The 17,346-nt window shown below is 47.2% G+C and carries 20 protein-coding genes and 1 other RNA gene; 14 read left to right on the forward strand and 7 right to left on the reverse strand.

Going from position 1 to position 17,346, the window contains the following annotated elements:
• Nucleotide 1: 1 nt before the first annotated feature.
• On the reverse strand, nt 2-976 hold the full coding sequence (rluD, locus tag DK430_RS09795) for a 23S rRNA pseudouridine(1911/1915/1917) synthase RluD (protein ID WP_109078877.1): 975 nt from the start codon (nt 974-976) through the stop codon (nt 2-4).
• 106 nt (nt 977-1,082) lie between these two features.
• On the opposite strand from rluD, the gene DK430_RS09800 reads away from it, so the two are divergent.
• Entirely contained in the window at nt 1,083-1,871 is a 789-nt protein-coding gene (locus DK430_RS09800; protein WP_109078878.1) for an outer membrane protein assembly factor BamD, read from the forward strand.
• A 34-nt stretch (nt 1,872-1,905) separates the two neighbouring features.
• On the opposite strand, the gene DK430_RS09805 is transcribed toward DK430_RS09800, so the two are convergent.
• The 3 genes from DK430_RS09805 to DK430_RS09815 all read right to left on the reverse strand — a co-directional run bounded on the left by DK430_RS09805 (nt 1,906) and on the right by DK430_RS09815 (nt 3,080).
• Entirely contained in the window at nt 1,906-2,484 is a 579-nt protein-coding gene (locus DK430_RS09805) for a 5-formyltetrahydrofolate cyclo-ligase (RefSeq protein ID WP_109078933.1), read from the reverse strand.
• Between the two features lie 12 nt (nt 2,485-2,496).
• Nucleotides 2,497-2,680: non-coding RNA, 6S RNA (ssrS, locus tag DK430_RS09810), on the reverse strand.
• Between the two features lie 94 nt (nt 2,681-2,774).
• Nucleotides 2,775-3,080 (reverse strand): cell division protein ZapA, encoded by a 306-nt coding sequence (locus tag DK430_RS09815; RefSeq protein ID WP_109078879.1) that lies wholly within the window; start codon nt 3,078-3,080, stop codon nt 2,775-2,777.
• 130 nt (nt 3,081-3,210) lie between these two features.
• Here DK430_RS09815 and DK430_RS09820 point away from each other — a divergent pair, with 130 nt between their 5' ends.
• From DK430_RS09820 to rplS, 8 genes are all read left to right on the forward strand, one after another.
• On the forward strand, nt 3,211-3,762 hold the full coding sequence (locus DK430_RS09820) for a YecA/YgfB family protein (RefSeq protein ID WP_109078880.1): 552 nt from the start codon (nt 3,211-3,213) through the stop codon (nt 3,760-3,762).
• A 13-nt stretch (nt 3,763-3,775) separates the two neighbouring features.
• Nucleotides 3,776-5,077 (forward strand): Xaa-Pro aminopeptidase, encoded by a 1,302-nt coding sequence (pepP, locus tag DK430_RS09825; protein ID WP_109078881.1) that lies wholly within the window; start codon nt 3,776-3,778, stop codon nt 5,075-5,077.
• 24 nt (nt 5,078-5,101) lie between these two features.
• Complete coding sequence (gene ubiH, locus DK430_RS09830; protein WP_109078882.1) at nt 5,102-6,295, forward strand: 2-octaprenyl-6-methoxyphenyl hydroxylase; 1,194 nt, start codon at nt 5,102-5,104, stop codon at nt 6,293-6,295.
• A 1-nt stretch (nt 6,296) separates the two neighbouring features.
• Nucleotides 6,297-7,469: an FAD-dependent monooxygenase gene (locus DK430_RS09835; RefSeq protein WP_109078883.1), complete on the forward strand. Its 1,173-nt coding sequence runs from the start codon at nt 6,297-6,299 to the stop codon at nt 7,467-7,469.
• Between the two features lie 235 nt (nt 7,470-7,704).
• Nucleotides 7,705-7,953, forward strand: a complete 249-nt coding sequence (gene rpsP, locus DK430_RS09840; RefSeq protein WP_109078884.1) for a 30S ribosomal protein S16 — start codon at nt 7,705-7,707, stop codon at nt 7,951-7,953.
• 25 nt (nt 7,954-7,978) lie between these two features.
• Nucleotides 7,979-8,506: a ribosome maturation factor RimM gene (gene rimM / locus DK430_RS09845; RefSeq protein ID WP_109078885.1), complete on the forward strand. Its 528-nt coding sequence runs from the start codon at nt 7,979-7,981 to the stop codon at nt 8,504-8,506.
• 64 nt (nt 8,507-8,570) lie between these two features.
• Complete coding sequence (gene trmD, locus DK430_RS09850) at nt 8,571-9,320, forward strand: tRNA (guanosine(37)-N1)-methyltransferase TrmD (protein WP_109078886.1); 750 nt, start codon at nt 8,571-8,573, stop codon at nt 9,318-9,320.
• A gap of 24 nt (nt 9,321-9,344) precedes the next feature.
• Nucleotides 9,345-9,695 (forward strand): 50S ribosomal protein L19, encoded by a 351-nt coding sequence (gene rplS, locus DK430_RS09855; protein WP_109078887.1) that lies wholly within the window; start codon nt 9,345-9,347, stop codon nt 9,693-9,695.
• A 119-nt stretch (nt 9,696-9,814) separates the two neighbouring features.
• On the opposite strand, the gene DK430_RS09860 is transcribed toward rplS, so the two are convergent.
• On the reverse strand, nt 9,815-10,567 hold the full coding sequence (locus tag DK430_RS09860; protein ID WP_109078888.1) for a class I SAM-dependent methyltransferase: 753 nt from the start codon (nt 10,565-10,567) through the stop codon (nt 9,815-9,817).
• A 1-nt stretch (nt 10,568) separates the two neighbouring features.
• On the reverse strand, nt 10,569-11,813 hold the full coding sequence (mtr, locus tag DK430_RS09865) for a tryptophan permease (RefSeq protein WP_109078889.1): 1,245 nt from the start codon (nt 11,811-11,813) through the stop codon (nt 10,569-10,571).
• A gap of 160 nt (nt 11,814-11,973) precedes the next feature.
• Here mtr and ppa point away from each other — a divergent pair, with 160 nt between their 5' ends.
• On the forward strand, nt 11,974-12,501 hold the full coding sequence (gene ppa / locus DK430_RS09870) for an inorganic diphosphatase (RefSeq protein ID WP_109078890.1): 528 nt from the start codon (nt 11,974-11,976) through the stop codon (nt 12,499-12,501).
• A gap of 76 nt (nt 12,502-12,577) precedes the next feature.
• Nucleotides 12,578-13,351: a M48 family metallopeptidase gene (locus DK430_RS09875; RefSeq protein WP_109078891.1), complete on the forward strand. Its 774-nt coding sequence runs from the start codon at nt 12,578-12,580 to the stop codon at nt 13,349-13,351.
• Nucleotides 13,352-13,591: 240 nt separating this feature from the next.
• Here the strand turns inward: DK430_RS09875 and DK430_RS09880 are convergent, their stop codons facing one another.
• Nucleotides 13,592-14,491 carry a LysR family transcriptional regulator gene (locus tag DK430_RS09880; RefSeq protein ID WP_109078892.1) on the reverse strand — a complete coding sequence of 300 codons (900 nt, stop codon included), beginning with the start codon at nt 14,489-14,491 and terminating at the stop codon, nt 13,592-13,594.
• A 120-nt stretch (nt 14,492-14,611) separates the two neighbouring features.
• On the opposite strand from DK430_RS09880, the gene hchA reads away from it, so the two are divergent.
• The 3 genes from hchA (at nt 14,612) to DK430_RS09895 (ending at nt 17,345) form a co-directional block, all read left to right on the forward strand.
• On the forward strand, nt 14,612-15,478 hold the full coding sequence (hchA, locus tag DK430_RS09885) for a glyoxalase III HchA (RefSeq protein ID WP_109078893.1): 867 nt from the start codon (nt 14,612-14,614) through the stop codon (nt 15,476-15,478).
• Nucleotides 15,479-15,580: 102 nt separating this feature from the next.
• Nucleotides 15,581-16,618 carry an LLM class flavin-dependent oxidoreductase gene (locus DK430_RS09890; RefSeq protein ID WP_109078894.1) on the forward strand — a complete coding sequence of 346 codons (1,038 nt, stop codon included), beginning with the start codon at nt 15,581-15,583 and terminating at the stop codon, nt 16,616-16,618.
• 88 nt (nt 16,619-16,706) lie between these two features.
• Complete coding sequence (locus DK430_RS09895) at nt 16,707-17,345, forward strand: NAD(P)H-binding protein (RefSeq protein ID WP_109078895.1); 639 nt, start codon at nt 16,707-16,709, stop codon at nt 17,343-17,345.
• The last annotated feature ends 1 nt before the right edge of the window (nt 17,346 follow it).

Genomic DNA, 17,346 nt, shown 5'->3' on the forward strand with positions numbered 1-17,346 from the left:
ATTAATAGTCCAGTTCGTCTTTGTGTAGCACATAATCCGCTTTCAGGGCGGTGATTAATTCCACAAAATCTTCCGGCAACGGCGCGTACCATTCCATCATTTCACCGCTGATAGGGTGTTGCAAGCGCAACATGACAGCGTGCAAGGCTTGGCGTTTGAAATTGCGTAGGACATTCATCAATTCTTCGCCGGCATTTTTCGGTGGGCGAGGACGACCGCCGTAGGTTTGATCGCCGAGCAATGGATGGGCGATATGCGCCATGTGCACGCGGATTTGGTGGGTGCGCCCGGTTTCTAAGCGTAAGCGCAGGCGGGTGTAATCGCGGAAGCGCTCCATAATGCGATAGTGCGTCACTGCAGGTTTGCCCATAGGGTGCACCGCCATGTGGGTGCGTTTGGTGGGGTGCCGCGCCATGGGTTCGTCCACCGTACCGCCTTTGGTCATAATGCCACAGGCGACGGCTTCGTATTCGCGGGTGATTTTGCGTTTTTGCAGGTCGCGTACCAATTGGGTTTGCGCAGGAATGGTTTTCGCCACGACCATCAAGCCTGTGGTGTCTTTGTCCAAGCGGTGAACAATGCCGGCACGGGGCACTTCGGCGATAGGCGGATAGTGATATAACAAGGCGTTCAGCACCGTGCCGCTCGGATTGCCGGCACCGGGGTGCACCACCAGATCTTTCGGTTTATTGATGACGAGAATATCGTCGTCTTCATAGACGATATTGAGCGGAATATTTTCCGGCTCAAAGCGGGTTTCGTCTTCGATTTCCACGGTGATTTCGATATGTTCGTCACCGTAAACTTTGCTACGCGGCACATTTTGCACTGAGCCGTTGACCAGCACCAGATCGTCCTCAATCCACGTCTTTAAGCGGGAGCGGGAGTAGTCGGGGAACAATTCCGCCAGGGTTTGGTCTAACCGTTGTCCCATTTGTTGCGGTTGCACGGTTGCCGAGAGTGTGATTTGTGCCATAAATAAAAAATCCGTTAATCAAGTTTGCTTATTTAGCAATGTTCTATACAATATCGGGCAATTGTAACCCATTTATCATTTTTCGTAAAAATAAGGATTCTATTCAATGCGTAAACTTAAATCCTTTGCATTACTGACCGCGATGGCGTTGGCGGTGACAGCATGTTCAAGCTCTAAACAAGATGTGGAACAGGCGCCGGAGCAAACCTTATACAGCACCGGTCAAACCTATTTACAGGACGGCGATTATTCTCAGGCGATTCGTTATTTTAATGCGGTGAACAACCGCTTCCCGGGCAGTTCTTACGGCGAGCAAGTGCAACTGAATTTAATTTACGCGTATTATAAATCCCAAGATTATAGCGAAACCTTGCTGACTATCGACCGTTTCATTCAACGTTATCCGAACAGCAGCCATTTGGATTATGCCCTTTATATGGCAGGTTTAACCAATTCCGCGTTGGGGGATAACTTCTTCCAAGATTTCTTTGGCGTGGATCGCGCCACCCGTGAAAATACCTCCATTAAAACCGCTTTTGCCAACTTCCAGAATTTGGTCAATCACTTCCCGAACAGCCCTTATACGCCGGATGCCTTGGCGCGTATGACTTATATCAAAGCCAGCCTTGCCCGTCATGAATTAGACATCGCCAAGTTCTATTTCAAACGGGATGCTTATGTGGCGACGGCAAACCGTGTGGTGTCGATGTTGAAATTGTATCCGGACACGCAAGCGACCTTGGATGCGCTACCGCTGATGAAAGAATCTTATGAAAAGATGAATTTGAAGCACTTGGCGGATCAAACGGCGAAAATCATTGCGGCAAACGAAGGCAAGAAATTTGACGAGCCGGAAAAACCGAAAGAGCCGGAACTTCAAGCACCGCAGCAATAAACAAAAAACCTCCGAAAATTCGGAGGTTTTCTTTTTAGCCCGCCAAAATTCGATCTAGCGGAATATCCCAACTTTCCGTGGGCAGCGCGTCAACCTGCTGACATTGATGCGCCAAGCCGACCGTAATGAAATGCTGTTGTCGTTGATGTTGCAACGTCCGATCATAAAACCCGCCACCCATGCCGAGGCGATTGCCTTGTTTATCAAACGCCACTAACGGCGTAAAAATCATATCTAATTGTTCGATAGGCAACACATTTTGCAAGTTTAAGTGCGGTTCCAAAATGCCGAATTTATTGGGCTTCATCGGTGTGTTCGGCAAATAACGTAAAAAGAGTAAATGTCCGCGACAAAAAGGATGCAACACCGGCAAATAAACCTGTTTTCCCTGTTGCCATAAGCATTCAATCAGCGGTTGGGTGGAAATTTCGCCGTCGAAGGCAAGATAGAGCGCGATGTTTTTCGCATGACGTCGTTCAATTAAATTTAAAGCCTGTTCGGTAATATGTTGCGCGGCTTGTTGCTGTTGAAGTGCGGTCAGTTTTCGGCGCGTTTTTCGTATTTGCTGACGAAGCTGTTGGCGAATGGCGGCGGTTGTGGGAAGTGGTTGCATAGACATTGTTTTGGAGGCCCCGAGGTGCCGTTGCGGGTGGTCGGTCCTTGAACCCTACGGTTCAAGGGAATTAGTTGAAATCATTTTTAGGCTTCTTAGTCGAGCTAAGCCTGCACACCAATGACAGGAAACCAATTCATAAGATTAAAAGTATCGGCTCAGGGACGTAACCCACTGGCGAACACCTCAGGAAATTCTTTTGCTTAATACTACTCGAAATTAGGTTTGATGACTAGCACAAATTCTTTTTCTCAGAATACTTTTAGTTATCTGAAATGACGGCGAAATTATCAGGAATTGAACTTCGGTGCGCCGATATTTTCAAGGGAATGATCCAACGGACGCAGGATTTTATTTTTTAACACGTCTTCAATTAAATGGGTTTTCTTCTGCTCCTGCATCAGTTCAAAACTTAAATTCAGCGCAACGATGGAAAGGACTTTGTCAACCTGCAAAATACCGGTGCGTTCTTTCATCTCCGATACGCGTTGATCCAATTCTCGGGCGGCGCTGCGTAAGGCTTCATGTTGTTCTTCCGGACAATTTAAACGTAATAACTGCCCCAATACAGGGATTTCAATACTTTTCGATGACATTTTTAGCCCCAAATTCCTTAACCAAAATTGCGCGTATTATGCCACAGGCAGGAAAACTTGCCAATTTCAAAACTGGTTGGCTGAGGTGAAGAGTGATAAACTAAAGGCAATTTCAATAAGGATAATTTCAATGACAACAATTTCTTATCAAAACCTGAGTCAACAACTCCGCCAAGCCTCCATTCCGCTTTCTGCCGCCGAATTACACGGCTTTTTGAGCGGTTTAATTTGCGGCGGTATTCAGGATCAAAGCTGGCAGCCGTTACTCTATCAATTTACTAACGATAATCACGCCTATCCCACCGCACTTTTGCAGCAAATTAGCGACATTTATCAGCAAATTCACCGCCAATTAGCCGACAATGAAAGTTTTGAGTTTGAGCTTTGCCTGCCGGATACGGAAAATGTCTTTGAGCAGGCGGACGGTTTGGCGGAATGGTCGAACCACTTTTTGCTCGGGCTTGGGTTGGCGCAACCGCATCTGGATAAAGAAAAAGGCGATATCGGCGAAGCGGTGGACGATTTACATGACATTTGTCAGCTTGGCTATGACGAGGAAGAGGACGACCCGGAAGAGCTAGCGCAGGCGGTGGAGGAAATCGTGGAATATGTGCGCACCATCGCCACCTTATTTTTCGCCCATTTCCATCCGGCGGAAGAAAAACAACCGACATTACATTAATTAAGGACAAACTATGGATCTCGCGTATATGGCGGCGTTGCCGACGGAGGAATTCGCACAACGCCGGGCTAAAGTATTTGAGCAAATGCAGGACGATTCCCTGTTTCTGGTGTTTTCCGATATTGAACGCCGCCGCAACGACGGCTGCGATTATCCCTTCCGTCAGGACAGCTATTTCTGGTATTTAACCGGTTTTAACGAGCCGAATGCCGCGTTGTTGTTACGCAAACAGCAGGGCGAGCAACAAGCGATCATCTTTTTACGTCCGTCCGATAAATTGCTGGAAATTTGGAACGGTCGCCGTCTTGGCGTGGAAAAAGCGCCGCAAACACTGTTGGTGGATAGCGCTTATGCCATGGAAGAATTCGTTGCGCAGTTTAAAAATTTAGCGCAAAAACAGACCGCACTTTATTACGCACCGAAGCAACAGCCTTGGGGCGATGCCTTGCTGGAGCAAAGTGCGGTGGAATTTTCAAGTGTTTTTAACTGGAAGCACATGCTCGGCGAAATGCGTTTGTTTAAATCAGCAAATGAAATTGCGCTCATGCAACAAGCAGGACAAATCAGCGCGTTGTCGCACATCAAAGCCATGCAACAAACCCGCCCGAACCGTTTGGAATATGAAGTGGAAAGCGACATTTTGCATGAGTTTAACCGCTTCGGCGCGCGTTATCCGTCCTATAACAGCATTGTTGCCGGTGGCGAAAACGCCTGCATTTTGCATTATTCGGAAAACAATATGCCGTTGCGCGACGGCGATTTGGTGCTCATTGACGCGGGTTGCGAATTTGCCATGTATGCCGGCGATATTACCCGCACTTTCCCGGTGAACGGTAAATTCACCGAGGCGCAAAGCGCCATTTATGAGATTGTGTTGCAAGCGCAAAAACGCGCCATTGAATTGCTCGTGCCGGGCAGTTCCATTGCCAAAGTGAATGAGGAAGTGATCCGTATTAAAACCGAAGGCTTGGTGCGTTTGGGCATTCTGAAAGGCGATGTGGATGAATTGATCGAACAAAAAGCTTATCGCGAATTTTATATGCACGGCTTGGGGCATTGGCTCGGTCTGGATGTGCACGATGTGGGCGAATACGGCGAGAATCGTAGCCGCACGTTGGAACCGGGTATGGTGATCACGGTGGAGCCGGGCCTGTATTTATCCGAAGATGCAGACATTCCGGAGCAATACAAAGGCATTGGCATCCGTATTGAAGATGATTTGCTGATCACCGAGTACGGCAACAAAAATCTCACCTCCGCCGTGCCGAAAGAAATTGCCGACATCGAAAAACTGATGGCGGACGCACGGGCTTAATTTATCAGAATGAAGGGGCAGAAGATGAACTACGATGTGGTGATTGTTGGTGGCGCAATGTCCGGCGCGACCTTGGCGCTGGCATTGGCATCGCAAACGCAAAACCAAATGAAGATTGCGGTGATTGAGAAACAGGCGCCGCAATTCCATCAACAAAGCGGTTTTGATGCCCGTCATATCGCCCTTTCCGCCGGCAGTTGTCAACGGCTGAATGAAATTCGGCTGGCGAATCAACAAACGCTCTGGCAGGATATTCGCCCGCTTACCGTGCCGATTAAGCAAATCCATATTTCCGACAAAGGACACAGCGGCATCGTAGAATTCGATGCCCAAGAATTTCACTTGGAACAGTTGGGCGCGACCGTCGCTTTGGCGCAGGTCGGACAGCGTTTGCTCAATGCTATCGAACAATATTCCAACATCAATTATTTCGCGCCCCATTCGGTGCAATGCCTTGAGCGCAATGTGGAACAGGTGAAGATTACACTGGATAGCGGTCAGACTTTAAACGCCAAACTGGTAGTGGGGGCAGACGGTAATCATTCGGCGGTTTCAAGTGCGGTGGGGATTTCCCAAGAAATTTTGCATGAATACGGACAAACGGCGATTATCACTAATATTGAAACGCAACAACCGCACCACTTCCGCGCTTTCGAGCGTTTTACCGCCGAAGGTCCCATCGCTTTATTGCCGGTGGGCGAGAATTTAATGTCGCTGGTGTGGTGCGTGCGCGATGCGGAACGCCTGATGGCACCGGATGATGAGATGTTTTTGGCGCAGGTGCAACGTACCTTTGGCTGGCGTTTAGGTAAGTTGTTGCACTGCGGAAAACGTTTTTGTTACCCGTTGGCATTGTCCCGCGCCACGCAACATATTCAGGAACGTATCGCGTTAGTGGGCAATGCGGCACAGACCTTGCACCCGGTGGCGGGGCAAGGGTTTAATTTGGGTATCCGTGATGTGATGCAGTTGGCAAAGGTGTTGAGCGAGGCATTTCACGCCGGCATCGATCTCGGTGCTTATGCGGCGTTGCAACAATATGAACGACAACGGCTGAACGATCAACATCAAATGCTGCAATTTACCGACAATCTGGTGTCCGTTTTTGCCAATGACGTATTGCCGTTGCAAATCGCCCGCAATTTGGGGTTAATGGCGTTGGCGCAGTCTTCGCTGTTACGCCAAGCCTTTGCAAAACCGACTTTAGGATGGGTTTAATATGAAAACATTTGACTTGGCGATTATCGGCGGCGGCATGACCGGGCTGGCATTGGCGGCAGCGTTACAACAAAGCGGTCTTTCTCTTGCGATCATTGAAGCCCATCCGCCGCAAGGCTTTTCTTTAGAGAATCTCACGCCACGGGTGAGCGCACTGAATCTGGCGAGTAGCCGTTGGTTAGACGAATTGGGCGCGTGGCAACACATTATGCAACAACGGGTAGCGCCTTATGATGCCATGTCTGTGTGGGAGCAAGATAGCTTCGCCAAAATTGAATTTACCACGCAAGGCTTGGGCGTGCCGCAACTGGGGCATATCGTGGAAAACGATTTGATTCGTCAGGCGTTATGGGCGCGTGTGGCACAGTCAAAAACAGTTGAAATAATTACCGCACTTCCACGCAGTCTAGGCATCACGGATCGCAATGCCATTCTGACCTTGGACGACGGACAAATGCTATCGGCGAAATTGGCGGTGGGCGCGGACGGCGCAAATTCGTGGTTGCGCAAACAGGCGGACATTCCCCTCACTTTTCGTGATTACGGGCACACCGCCTTAGTTTGTCATGTGCAAACGGAAGAACCGCACGGGCATTGTGCAAGACAGGTTTTCAGCCCAGAAAGCATATTGGCGTTTTTGCCGTTGGCGCAGGACAATTTGTCTTCCATCGTATGGTCATTGCCCGCAGAACAGGCGGAATATTTACAACATTGCGATGAGGCCGAATTTAACAAAAAACTGACTGTTGCCTTTAACAATACATTGGGCTTATGTAGCGTAAAAACGCCGCGCTACACTTTCAAGTTAACGGCGCGTTATGCCCGCAATTTTGCGCAAAATCGTATTGCCCTTATCGGCGACGCCGCTCACACCATTCACCCGTTGGCGGGCTTGGGCGTGAACCTCGGTTTTCAAGATGCGAAAATATTGGCGCAGGAGATTTTGCGACATCAACACGACGGCGTGGATTTCGGTGAATACCGTTATTTGCGCAATTATGAACGCAATCGCAAAGCGGAAGCGGCGAAGATGTTGTTGCTTATGCAAGGCTTAAAAGATCTGTTTAGCGGCGATCATCCGCTGAAAAAATTGATTCGTGGGATCGGCTTGTCGGCAACGAACAAAATGGGCTTGTTAAAAGAGCAGCTGATTAAACAGGCATTAGGGCTTTAAAAACGGAACGTTAAAAAACATTTAAAAAAAACGACCGCACTTTTCCTCCGAATTTATCCAAAATTCCCTTTCCAACAAAGCCTGAACACGGATTTTAGCTTGCTTTTTATGCGAAAAAGAGTAAAATCCACAGGCTTTTTGTCTATATATACAGAGAAAAAAGTAAGTTTAACTCTCATATAACTTTCGATATTTGAGGGTTTTCTTTTTGTAATCAAATTATTAGAGGAAGGTTATGGTAACCATTCGTTTATCTCGTGGCGGAGCTAAAAAACGCCCATTTTACCAAATCGTTGTTGCTGACAGCCGCTCACCGCGTGACGGCCGTTTCATTGAGCGTGTTGGTTTCTTCAATCCAATCGCACAAGGCAAAGCAGAACGTGTTCGTATCGATTTAGACCGCGTTAACCACTGGGTTGGCCAAGGTGCTTCATTATCCGATCGCGTTGCGAGTTTAGTAAAAGAAGCGCAAAAAGCCGCTTAATTTTGCTTTTTAAAAGGTGAAGAAAATGCAACAACAAAGAATCGAAACCGTCGGCAAACTAGGCTCGACTTATGGCATTCGCGGTTGGTTACGCATTTATTCATCCACAGAACAAGCTGAAAGTATCTTTGAATATCAACCTTGGTTTTTGAAAATCAAAGGGCAATGGCAACCAACCGAGCTGGAAAACTGGCGTCATCATAATCACGAATTGATCGTTAAATTAAAAGGCGTAGATGATCGTGAAGCGGCGCAGATTCTGGCAAACGTGGAAATCGGTGTGGATTTATCGGTATTTCCGCAGCTGGAAGAAGGTGATTATTATTGGCATGACTTAATCGGTTGTGCAGTAGTGAATCTGGAAGGTTATGCCATGGGAACGGTCACCGAAATGATGGAAACCGGTTCTAATGATGTATTGGTGGTCAAAGCCAATGTAAAAGATGCTTTCGGGAAACAGGAACGGTTAATTCCGTTTTTGTATGAACAAGTAGTTAAAAGAGTCGATCTCGCCACTAAGACGATTACAGTGGATTGGGACGCTGGTTTCTAATCTCAGGTATGCCATAGCGCTTTGCGGTAACATTAACATAAGGCTCAAACATTAAGGCTAAATTATGTGGATTGGGGTAATAAGTCTGTTCCCTGAAATGTTTAAAGCAATTACGGAATACGGGGTAACCGGCAGGGCTGTTAAGCAAGACCTGTTACAAGTGCGGTGCTGGAATCCGAGAGATTTCACGCACGATAAGCACAAAACCGTAGATGACCGCCCTTATGGCGGAGGTCCCGGAATGCTGATGATGGTACAACCGTTAAAGGATGCGATTCAGGCAGCAAAAGATGTAGCAGGCGAAGGCGCCAAAGTGATTTATCTCTCGCCGCAAGGTCGTAAACTCGATCAACGAGGCGTGGAGGAATTAGCCCAAAATCAGAAATTGATTTTGTTATGCGGTCGCTATGAAGGCATTGATGAACGGTTAATTGAAACCGTGGTCGATGAAGAATGGTCGGTAGGCGATTATGTATTAACCGGCGGAGAATTGCCGGCAATGACGTTAATTGACGCAGTTGCCCGTTTTATTCCCGGGGTACTCGGTAAACAGGCTTCCGCTGAGGAAGATTCCTTTGCCGACGGATTACTCGACTGCCCGCATTATACGCGCCCCGAAGTGCTTGACGGATTAACCGTGCCACCTGTGCTGATGTCGGGACACCATGAAGAAATTCGTAAATGGCGATTAAAACAATCGTTATTGAGAACATGGTTACGACGCCCTGAGCTACTGGAAGGCCTAGCTCTGACTGACGAACAATGTAAGCTGTTAAAACAGGCGCAAGCCGAATATAACGGTAAACTCAGTTAAATCTAGGATCAAAAGGATCAAAAAATGTCTAACATCATTAAACAACTTGAACAAGAACAGTTAAAACAAAACGTACCTAGCTTCCGTCCGGGTGACACATTAGAAGTAAAAGTATGGGTTGTTGAAGGTAGCAAACGTCGTTTGCAAGCGTTCGAAGGCGTGGTTATTGCAATTCGTAACCGTGGCTTGCATTCCGCATTTACCTTACGCAAAATCTCCAACGGTGTTGGTGTTGAGCGTGTATTCCAAACTCACTCCCCTGTTATTGACAGCATCTCTGTGAAACGTAAAGGTGCGGTACGTAAAGCGAAACTTTACTACTTACGCGCACTTTCCGGTAAAGCTGCCCGTATCAAAGAACGTTTGGGCGAATAATCGTTCGCAAAAAACAAAAGGCTTGGATTTCCAAGCCTTTTTTGTAGAGCAGAACAAGTGCGGTCGTTTTTGCCGATGTTTTTTAGTGCCAAAAAACACGCGTGAAAACGACCGCACTTTTATGCGCGCTTTCTTGCTTTCACGAACAACAATACCGGACGATGCTGTAAATCTTTAAATTCGCTGTGCCATTGCGGTTGCTCGGCGAGCATAGGCTCGGCAAGTTGTTCGATTTGAAAGCCGGCGGCAATGAGATTGTTGATGAGGGTCGCCGTGGTGCGGTGATAAGTGGTGAAAGGCTGTTTGAACCAATTGCGTTGGCGTTCGCCTTCGTCGCGATAGAAATTCAGACGATAGGCGATTTGTTGCTTTTTGGCGTCTTTTTCCCAACGTTCGCCGCTTTGATAGCAAGTGACAATGGGATGTTCTTGGGAAAATACCAACTGTCCGTTGGGCGCGAGTTTATCGTGAATTTGCGCTAATAATGCAGGGAAATTCTGCACATAATGAAAGGCAAAAGAGCTGGTGACTAAATCAAACTCGCCCGCATTTAACTGCTCCAGCTGTTCCATGGGTAATTGTTGCAAGGTAAAGTGCGGTCGATATTCCGTGAGATTTTTCGCCGCCTGTTGCAACATGGCTTGCGACAAATCAATGCCGGCGACGAATGCCGCGCCCCGTTCCAAATACAGTTTCAAGTGCTCGCCACAACCACAGCCTAAATCTAAAATGCGCTTGCCTGTCACATCGCCGAGCAAGCCCAACATTGTGGGCTTTTCGACGATTTCATTAAGGCTGTTGGGGTTGCTGCGCAATTTTTGATAAAGCACGAAGAAACCGTCTTTATCATACACGCTTTGTGTTTCCGGCATATTAACCTTTGAAGTCGGCAATCCAGCCGAATTGCAACGCGACTTGCGCGAAAATATTCAGTAAACCGAACAGAATAATAAAGTACACCATGAAGTTACCACCGTGTACACGATAAGTTGCATTCGGGAATTTTTTGCGGCTGGCTTTTGCCAATAATGCCGGCACGATTGCCGCCCAGATGGTTGCCGCCAAACCGGCGTAACCGATGGCGATGACGAAACCGAACGGGAACTGTAAACTCAGCAATAACGGTGGCAGGAAGGTCACCAGCGTGGTTTTGGTGCGACCTAAACGACTGTCGTCAAATTTGCATAAGTCGGCGATGTAATCGAATAAACCGAGCGTTACACCAAGGAAGGAACTGGCGATTGCCATGTAGGCGAAGAAGTTCAGCATAATGCCGATGTAATCTGTTTGGATGTATTTATTCAAGGCGTCCAATAATGCCGCTACGTCGCCGCCTTTAGCGATCACCGGGGCGAATTCGGCGCGCGGTAAGTTCCCCTGAATGGCGAGCTGCCACAAAATGTAAATAATGAGCGCCAAGCCGGTACCGAGGAAAATGGATTTCATCACGCGGTTGCCGTCGCGATCGTAATACTTCACCAAACTCGGTACGTTGCCGTGGAAGCCGAAGGACACTAAACATACGGGAAGTGCGGTCAAAATATAAGGTAAATATTGTTGTTCGCCTTGCGCTATGGTGTTGAGTAACACGTCGGCTTTTACCGAACTCAATAAGCCTGTAGTAGAGAGAAAAAAGGAAATGACCATACCCGCGATAAGTACCGTGCTGAAACGGTCAACGGCTTTGGTGGAGAACCATACGAACGCCGCTAAAACAAGACAGAAAATCAGCGAGCCTGCGCTGCGTCCTATTTCTACGTTTTCACCCAGTTGATTAAGGAAGCTTTCCGTAATACTGCCACCGGAAGTGATGTAGGCGTAAGTGAGAATATACAGCACGAACGCCACGGACAAACCGTTAATCACATTCCAGCCTTTGCCCAGCAAATCGGTGACGATAGTGTCGAAACTGGCGCCGGTGGGGTAATGTAAATTGGCTTCTAAAATCATTAAGCCCGAAGTGGTCATGCAAAACCACGTGTAAATAAGAATAACGAGAGAACCGATAAACCAAATGCCGGCGGTGGAGGTGGGATTAGCGAGCATTCCCGCGCCGATTGCCGTGCCGGCAATAATCATGGCGCCGCCGAGTAATGAAGGGCGTTTTGCTGTCATCATAATGACTTCCTTTAATCAAAAAAAATTTGGACTATTATAATAGTGCAAATGTAAAAGACAATAGATTTAAATTCACCATAAATGCCGTGTAACTCGACAAATGAAGCCGATTACCGCTATAATTGGGCAGTTTTTTCACACTCACAAGAAGGAATAGCAAATGGGCTTAGAAAGCGTACCGGCAGGTAAAGCATTACCGGATGACATCTATGTTGTCATTGAAATCCCTGCAAACTCAGATCCAATTAAATACGAAGTTGACAAAGAAACCGGCACATTGTTTGTGGACCGTTTTATGGCAACGGCAATGTTCTACCCGGCAAACTACGGCTATGTAAACAACACCCTTTCTTCCGACGGCGACCCCGTTGACGTATTAGTCCCAACCCCGTACCCGTTACAACCGGGCTCTGTGATTCGTTGTCGTCCGGTAGGTGTATTAAAAATGACCGACGAAGCCGGCGGCGATGCCAAAGTGGTTGCCGTGCCGCACACTAAATTAAGCAAAGAATACGACCACATTAAAGACGTGGGTGATTTACCGGCATTATTAAAAGCACAAATCCAACACTTCTTCGAAAGCTACAAAGCCTTAGAAGCGGGCAAATGGGTGAAAGTGGAAGGTTGGGAAGGCGTTGAAGCCGCTCGCCAAGAAATCTTAGATTCATTTGAACGTGCTAAAAAATAATTAAAACACATTTTTTTACCACCGCTCTTTTTCGGAAGAGCGGTTTTTTACACACAAACCTTACTGAGGAAAATCTATGTCTAAATTAGGCAAAACGCTTGCGTTAGTTTCTACTATCGGCATCTTAACTGCTTGTGCAGATTCTGCTTCCATCAACCAAGAAGCGGCATTGGGCTACACTCAAATGATCAATCAAGCTCAAGCACATGGGCAAATTGATAATAAATCCAAAACTGCACAGCGCGTGCGCAAAGTCTTTAACAAAATGGTGCCATACGCTAATGCCGAAAACAAAACAGGACAAGTCTTTAATTGGCAAATTTCTGTGATCAAATCCAAAGAGCTTAACGCTTGGGCGATGCCTGGCGGCAAAATGGCGTTTTACAGCGGTTTAGTGGACAGCTTACGCTTAACTGATGATGAAATTGCTACCGTCATGGGACATGAAATGGCGCACGCATTAAAAGAACATGGTAAAAAACAAGCGAATATGGGTAAATTTACCGATGTTGTCGCCAGTGTTGCACATGAAGCGCTATCAACCCAAATCGGTTCTGACGGCAGTTCTATGGTGGTAGGTCTGGCTAAAGACTGGGGCTTGGACAAACCTTATTCCCGCAGTGCAGAAACCGAAGCGGATGAAGTCGGTTTAATGTTAATGGCAAAATCCGGTTACAACCCGGAAGCTGCGCCTAAATTATGGGAAAAAATGAAAAAAGCGTCTACAGGCTCGCAAGGCATCTTAGACAAATTAAGTTCCACCCACCCAAGCGACGAATCCCGTCAAGAAAACTTACTACGCTTAATGCCTGAAGCGGTAGCGTTATACAAACAAAGTAAAAAAGGCTAAGGCAATTTAGCAAACAAAAGTGCGGTCACTTTTTCAGGTAAATTTAAAACACCGAAGAAAGTGACCGCACTTTGAACTGCACCCCAAAAGTTGTGCTAATCAATTCATTAAGGTGCAGATTTTTTTATGAAAAAATATTATTCAATTAAATTCGTCATATCATCAAGCCTATTCTGAAAACACATTGGGGACTAGATTACACATTAGACAACAAAAATGCGGTCATTTTTTTAACTAGATTTAATGTCCCACATGTTGTAACAAAATCGTTTTCAGCCGCTCATAAATCCACAACACCCGATCCGCGACTACGGTTTGATACGGGCGATAAAGGTAAAGTTGCCATTTTTGCTTTTCGATTTCAGGGAAGAGTTCCAGCAATCGTCCGTTTTCCAGATAAGGATCGCAGACGCTGTTGATGAGGTAAGCGCAAGTGCGTCCGGCAAGTGCAGATTGCAATTCGCTTTGTACATCGGAAGTGAAAAACAGCGTTTTGTTCGGCATAAAACGTTGTTCCCCGTTGATTTGCCATTGCCAAATGCGTTTCAGTTTCGGGTCGATTAAGCCGCTTAACGGGTAATTTTGTGCCAAATCCTGCAAATCTCTCGGCATTCCTAAACGTTGAAGCAACGTCGGCGACGCCACTATTTTTTCCGAAAATGTGCAAATGTGCTGCGCCACCCATTCCGGCTCCGGTTCAAGGCAAATACGCAAACCGATATCCACTTGATCTTCCACTGCTTTTAGCTTATCAATGCCCACCCGCCAATCAATCACCACATCAGGATAAGGTTCAAGTGCGGTTAATAATTCAAACAAAATTTGATCGTTATGAGGCATCGGCGGTAAGGTGATGCGCACCGTGCCATGCATTGCTTTTTCGCTCAATTTTGGAGAGGCGAATAAACGCTCGCTTTCCGCCAGAAATTGCGTGGCTTTCGGCAAAAATTGTTCGCCAAATTCGGTGAGTTTAATATTCCGTGTGTTGCGTTTAAACAGGCTTTCGCCTAACAATTCTTCCAGCTCGGCGATCATGCGCGTAACCACTTGCGGCGACACCGCCAAACGCTGTGCCGTCTCGCGAAAATTAAAGGTTTCGCAGGCGGCGCAAAAATAGCGCAATGCATCCAGTTTATTCATATTATTCCTTTTTTAAGAACAGTCTATTCGTATTTTATTCATTTTTATTTTTGAAAACCAGCGATAAAATGCCCTCCGTTAAGCAAATGGCTTAAGTGATATTTTAAATTGGAGAACAACATGACTGAATTAAGCAAAAAATCCGTTGCCGACCGCGCAGAACACAACGCCTTTTTCCCGTCCGAGTATTCTTTGAGCCAATATGTGGCAAAAGTAACGGATTTTGACGGCTTCAAATTTGAAAAACCGTACACCGGCGGCAAACACAAAGTGTTGATGATTGCTTCCGATGAGCGTTATTTGGCAATGAAAAACGGTAAATTATTCTCCACCGGCAACCACCCGGTCGAGACGCTGTTACCAATGCTGCATATTCACCACGCGGGCTTTGAAATTGAAGTGGCGACCTTATCGGGCAACGCCGTGAAATTTGAAATGTGGGCGATGCCGACAGAAGATAAAGCAGTCACCGAGTTCTACAACCTGTACTTACCGAAATTCCAAAATCCGCACAAACTTGCCGATATTTTGGCACAAGTCACGGCGGAAGATTCCCCTTACCTCGGCGTATTGGTGCCCGGCGGCCACGCGGCGTTACACGGTTTGCCGTTTAGCACCGACATGAAAGCGGTATTAAATTGGGCGTTGAAAAAAGACAAATATGTCATCACGTTATGTCACGGGCCGGCGGCATTGTTGGCGGCAGGCGTGAACGAAAAAGCGGAAGATTACCCGTTCAAAGGCTATGAAATCTGCGTTTTCCCGGATGCATTGGACGAAGGTGCTAACGTGGACATCGGCTACATTCCGGGCAAATTACAATGGTTGTTGGCGGAACGCTTGGAAGCCTTAGGCGTGAAAGTGCTGAACGAAGGCATTAGCGGTCAGGTGCATAAAGACCGCAAATTGCTCACCGGCGACAGCCCGCTTGCCTCTAACAATTTAGGCATTTTAGCCGCCGAGGAGTTGTTAAAAACCATCGCTTAATCGTCTTTCGGCTTAAAAGTGCGGTGGAAATTTTCGGTGTTTTTAAACGTCGGAAAATTTGACCGCACTTTATCCTGTCCACATCATCCTTGCGAGGTCAAAATGAAACTGTCCCTCTTAAACCTTGTTCCCGTGCGTGAAGGGCAAACCTATGCGCAAGCCGTTGAAGCCATGATTCGTTTGGCACAGCACGCTGAAAATATCGGTATCGAACGCTATTGGATTGCCGAACATCACAACATGAAAAATCTGGTTAGCTCCGCCACAGCATTGCTCATCCAGCATACCCTCGCCCACACCAAAACGCTGCGGGTCGGCTCCGGCGGGGTGATGTTGCCGAACCATAGTCCGTATGTTGTGGCAGAACAATACGGCACGCTGGAAACGCTCTATCCGAATCGGGTGGAGCTGGGCTTAGGGCGCGCCCCGGGTACGGATATGCGTACCGCAGCGGCATTACGACGCGGACAACACAACCTCGATTTTCCCGCTGAAATTGCCGAGTTGCGCGGTTATTTTGAAGATTGCAACCCGGTTTCCGCCTATCCTTCCGCCGGCTTGAACGTGCCGATTTATATTTTAGGATCCAGCACCGAAAGCGCTTATCTTGCCGCCGAACTGGGTTTACCTTATGCCTTCGCCTCGCATTTTGCGCCGCGTATGCTGGAAATGGCGGTGGAGATTTATCGTAAGCATTTCAAACCGTCCAAGCACCTCGCGACGCCTTATGTAATGATCGGCGTCAACGCCATCGTGGCGGAAACCGACGTGGAGGCAACACGGCTTGCCACCACTCAAACGCAGTTTTTCTTAAACGTGGTGACCAACGCCCAGCAAAATTTACAACCGCCTTTGGCTTCCGATGCCGAGGTGTGGAAAGCCCAAATTCACGCGAAAAACACACCGCACTTTGGACCGGTAGATTTTGAAGATATCCCGTTGTACAACCAAGAACGCGCGGTGGTAGAACAAATGACCGCCTGCTCCCTCATCGGTAGCCCGCAAACGGTGGAGTTTCAACTCAAGCAGTTACGCGAGAAGGTGCATTTCGATGAAATCATCGCAGTCAGTTATATTTTTGACGAACAAGAACAAGCCCGCTCTTACACTATGTTAAAAGAGATTGTGGATAGGCAATAAAAAACGGAGGGCGCATGACTACATTATTGATTATGCTTCTGCATTATTACTGCCGCAATAAAAACAATAGAAAGAAGGAGAATAACCGATGAAAACCGCGTTAATTGTGGGTGCAACAGGCGTTGTGGGCAAAGAATTGGTTGCCTTGTTGTGCGACAATCCCGCCTATCAACAAGTGATTGTCTGGGTGCGCCGCAAGCCTGATTTCACCCATCCGAAACTGCTCGTGCAACAGGTGGATTTTGACCGGCTTTCACAACAAAATTTTCCTCTAGTAGATGAGGTGTTTTGTACCTTGGGTACGACGATCAAAAAAGCCGGTAGTCGGGAAAACTTCCTGAAAGTGGATGTGCAATATCCTACGGAGATCGCTACTTTGGCAAAAAATGCCGGTGTGCCACATTTCGTATTCATTTCTGCCCTTGGCGCCAACCCGAATGCCGCCATTTTTTATTCGAAAGCCAAAGGCATGGTGGAAGAAAACATTAAAGCCTTGCAATTTAATTTATTACAAATTGTTAGACCGGGCTTGATTGTCGGGGAGCGCAGCGATTTTCGGTTCGGCGAAAAAACCGTTGAGCTGCTTTTTAAGTTCTTACCGCGCAAAATTTTGAAAGCCTATCACCCAATGACAGGCAAACAAATCGCGCAAGTGATGATGAATAAAGCGCAACAGACAGCACAAGGCGTGGAGATTTATACGCCACAGTTGGAATGGAATAAATAAC

The sequence above is a fragment of the Aggregatibacter kilianii genome (genome assembly GCF_003129965.1).
In the GTDB taxonomy this organism is placed as follows: domain Bacteria; phylum Pseudomonadota; class Gammaproteobacteria; order Enterobacterales; family Pasteurellaceae; genus Aggregatibacter; species Aggregatibacter kilianii_A.

What these genes read in the sequence shown, in the direction of transcription:
- rimM (WP_109078885.1), top strand. Translation starts at nt 7,979, where the DNA reads ATGCAACAACAAAGAATCGAAACCGTCGGCAAACTAGGCTCGACTTAT.
- DK430_RS09890 (WP_109078894.1), top strand. Translation starts at nt 15,581, where the DNA reads ATGAAACTGTCCCTCTTAAACCTTGTTCCCGTGCGTGAAGGGCAAACC.
- mtr (WP_109078889.1), bottom strand. Translation starts at nt 11,813, where the DNA reads ATGATGACAGCAAAACGCCCTTCATTACTCGGCGGCGCCATGATTATT.
- DK430_RS09800 (WP_109078878.1), top strand. Translation starts at nt 1,083, where the DNA reads ATGCGTAAACTTAAATCCTTTGCATTACTGACCGCGATGGCGTTGGCG.
- pepP (WP_109078881.1), top strand. Translation starts at nt 3,776, where the DNA reads ATGGATCTCGCGTATATGGCGGCGTTGCCGACGGAGGAATTCGCACAA.
- ppa (WP_109078890.1), top strand. Translation starts at nt 11,974, where the DNA reads ATGGGCTTAGAAAGCGTACCGGCAGGTAAAGCATTACCGGATGACATC.
- DK430_RS09815 (WP_109078879.1), bottom strand. Translation starts at nt 3,080, where the DNA reads ATGTCATCGAAAAGTATTGAAATCCCTGTATTGGGGCAGTTATTACGT.
- DK430_RS09895 (WP_109078895.1), top strand. Translation starts at nt 16,707, where the DNA reads ATGAAAACCGCGTTAATTGTGGGTGCAACAGGCGTTGTGGGCAAAGAA.
- DK430_RS09860 (WP_109078888.1), bottom strand. Translation starts at nt 10,567, where the DNA reads ATGCCGGAAACACAAAGCGTGTATGATAAAGACGGTTTCTTCGTGCTT.
- DK430_RS09875 (WP_109078891.1), top strand. Translation starts at nt 12,578, where the DNA reads ATGTCTAAATTAGGCAAAACGCTTGCGTTAGTTTCTACTATCGGCATC.
- ubiH (WP_109078882.1), top strand. Translation starts at nt 5,102, where the DNA reads ATGAACTACGATGTGGTGATTGTTGGTGGCGCAATGTCCGGCGCGACC.
- DK430_RS09820 (WP_109078880.1), top strand. Translation starts at nt 3,211, where the DNA reads ATGACAACAATTTCTTATCAAAACCTGAGTCAACAACTCCGCCAAGCC.
- rpsP (WP_109078884.1), top strand. Translation starts at nt 7,705, where the DNA reads ATGGTAACCATTCGTTTATCTCGTGGCGGAGCTAAAAAACGCCCATTT.
- rluD (WP_109078877.1), bottom strand. Translation starts at nt 976, where the DNA reads ATGGCACAAATCACACTCTCGGCAACCGTGCAACCGCAACAAATGGGA.
- rplS (WP_109078887.1), top strand. Translation starts at nt 9,345, where the DNA reads ATGTCTAACATCATTAAACAACTTGAACAAGAACAGTTAAAACAAAAC.
- DK430_RS09805 (WP_109078933.1), bottom strand. Translation starts at nt 2,484, where the DNA reads ATGCAACCACTTCCCACAACCGCCGCCATTCGCCAACAGCTTCGTCAG.
- DK430_RS09880 (WP_109078892.1), bottom strand. Translation starts at nt 14,491, where the DNA reads ATGAATAAACTGGATGCATTGCGCTATTTTTGCGCCGCCTGCGAAACC.
- hchA (WP_109078893.1), top strand. Translation starts at nt 14,612, where the DNA reads ATGACTGAATTAAGCAAAAAATCCGTTGCCGACCGCGCAGAACACAAC.
- DK430_RS09835 (WP_109078883.1), top strand. Translation starts at nt 6,297, where the DNA reads ATGAAAACATTTGACTTGGCGATTATCGGCGGCGGCATGACCGGGCTG.
- trmD (WP_109078886.1), top strand. Translation starts at nt 8,571, where the DNA reads ATGTGGATTGGGGTAATAAGTCTGTTCCCTGAAATGTTTAAAGCAATT.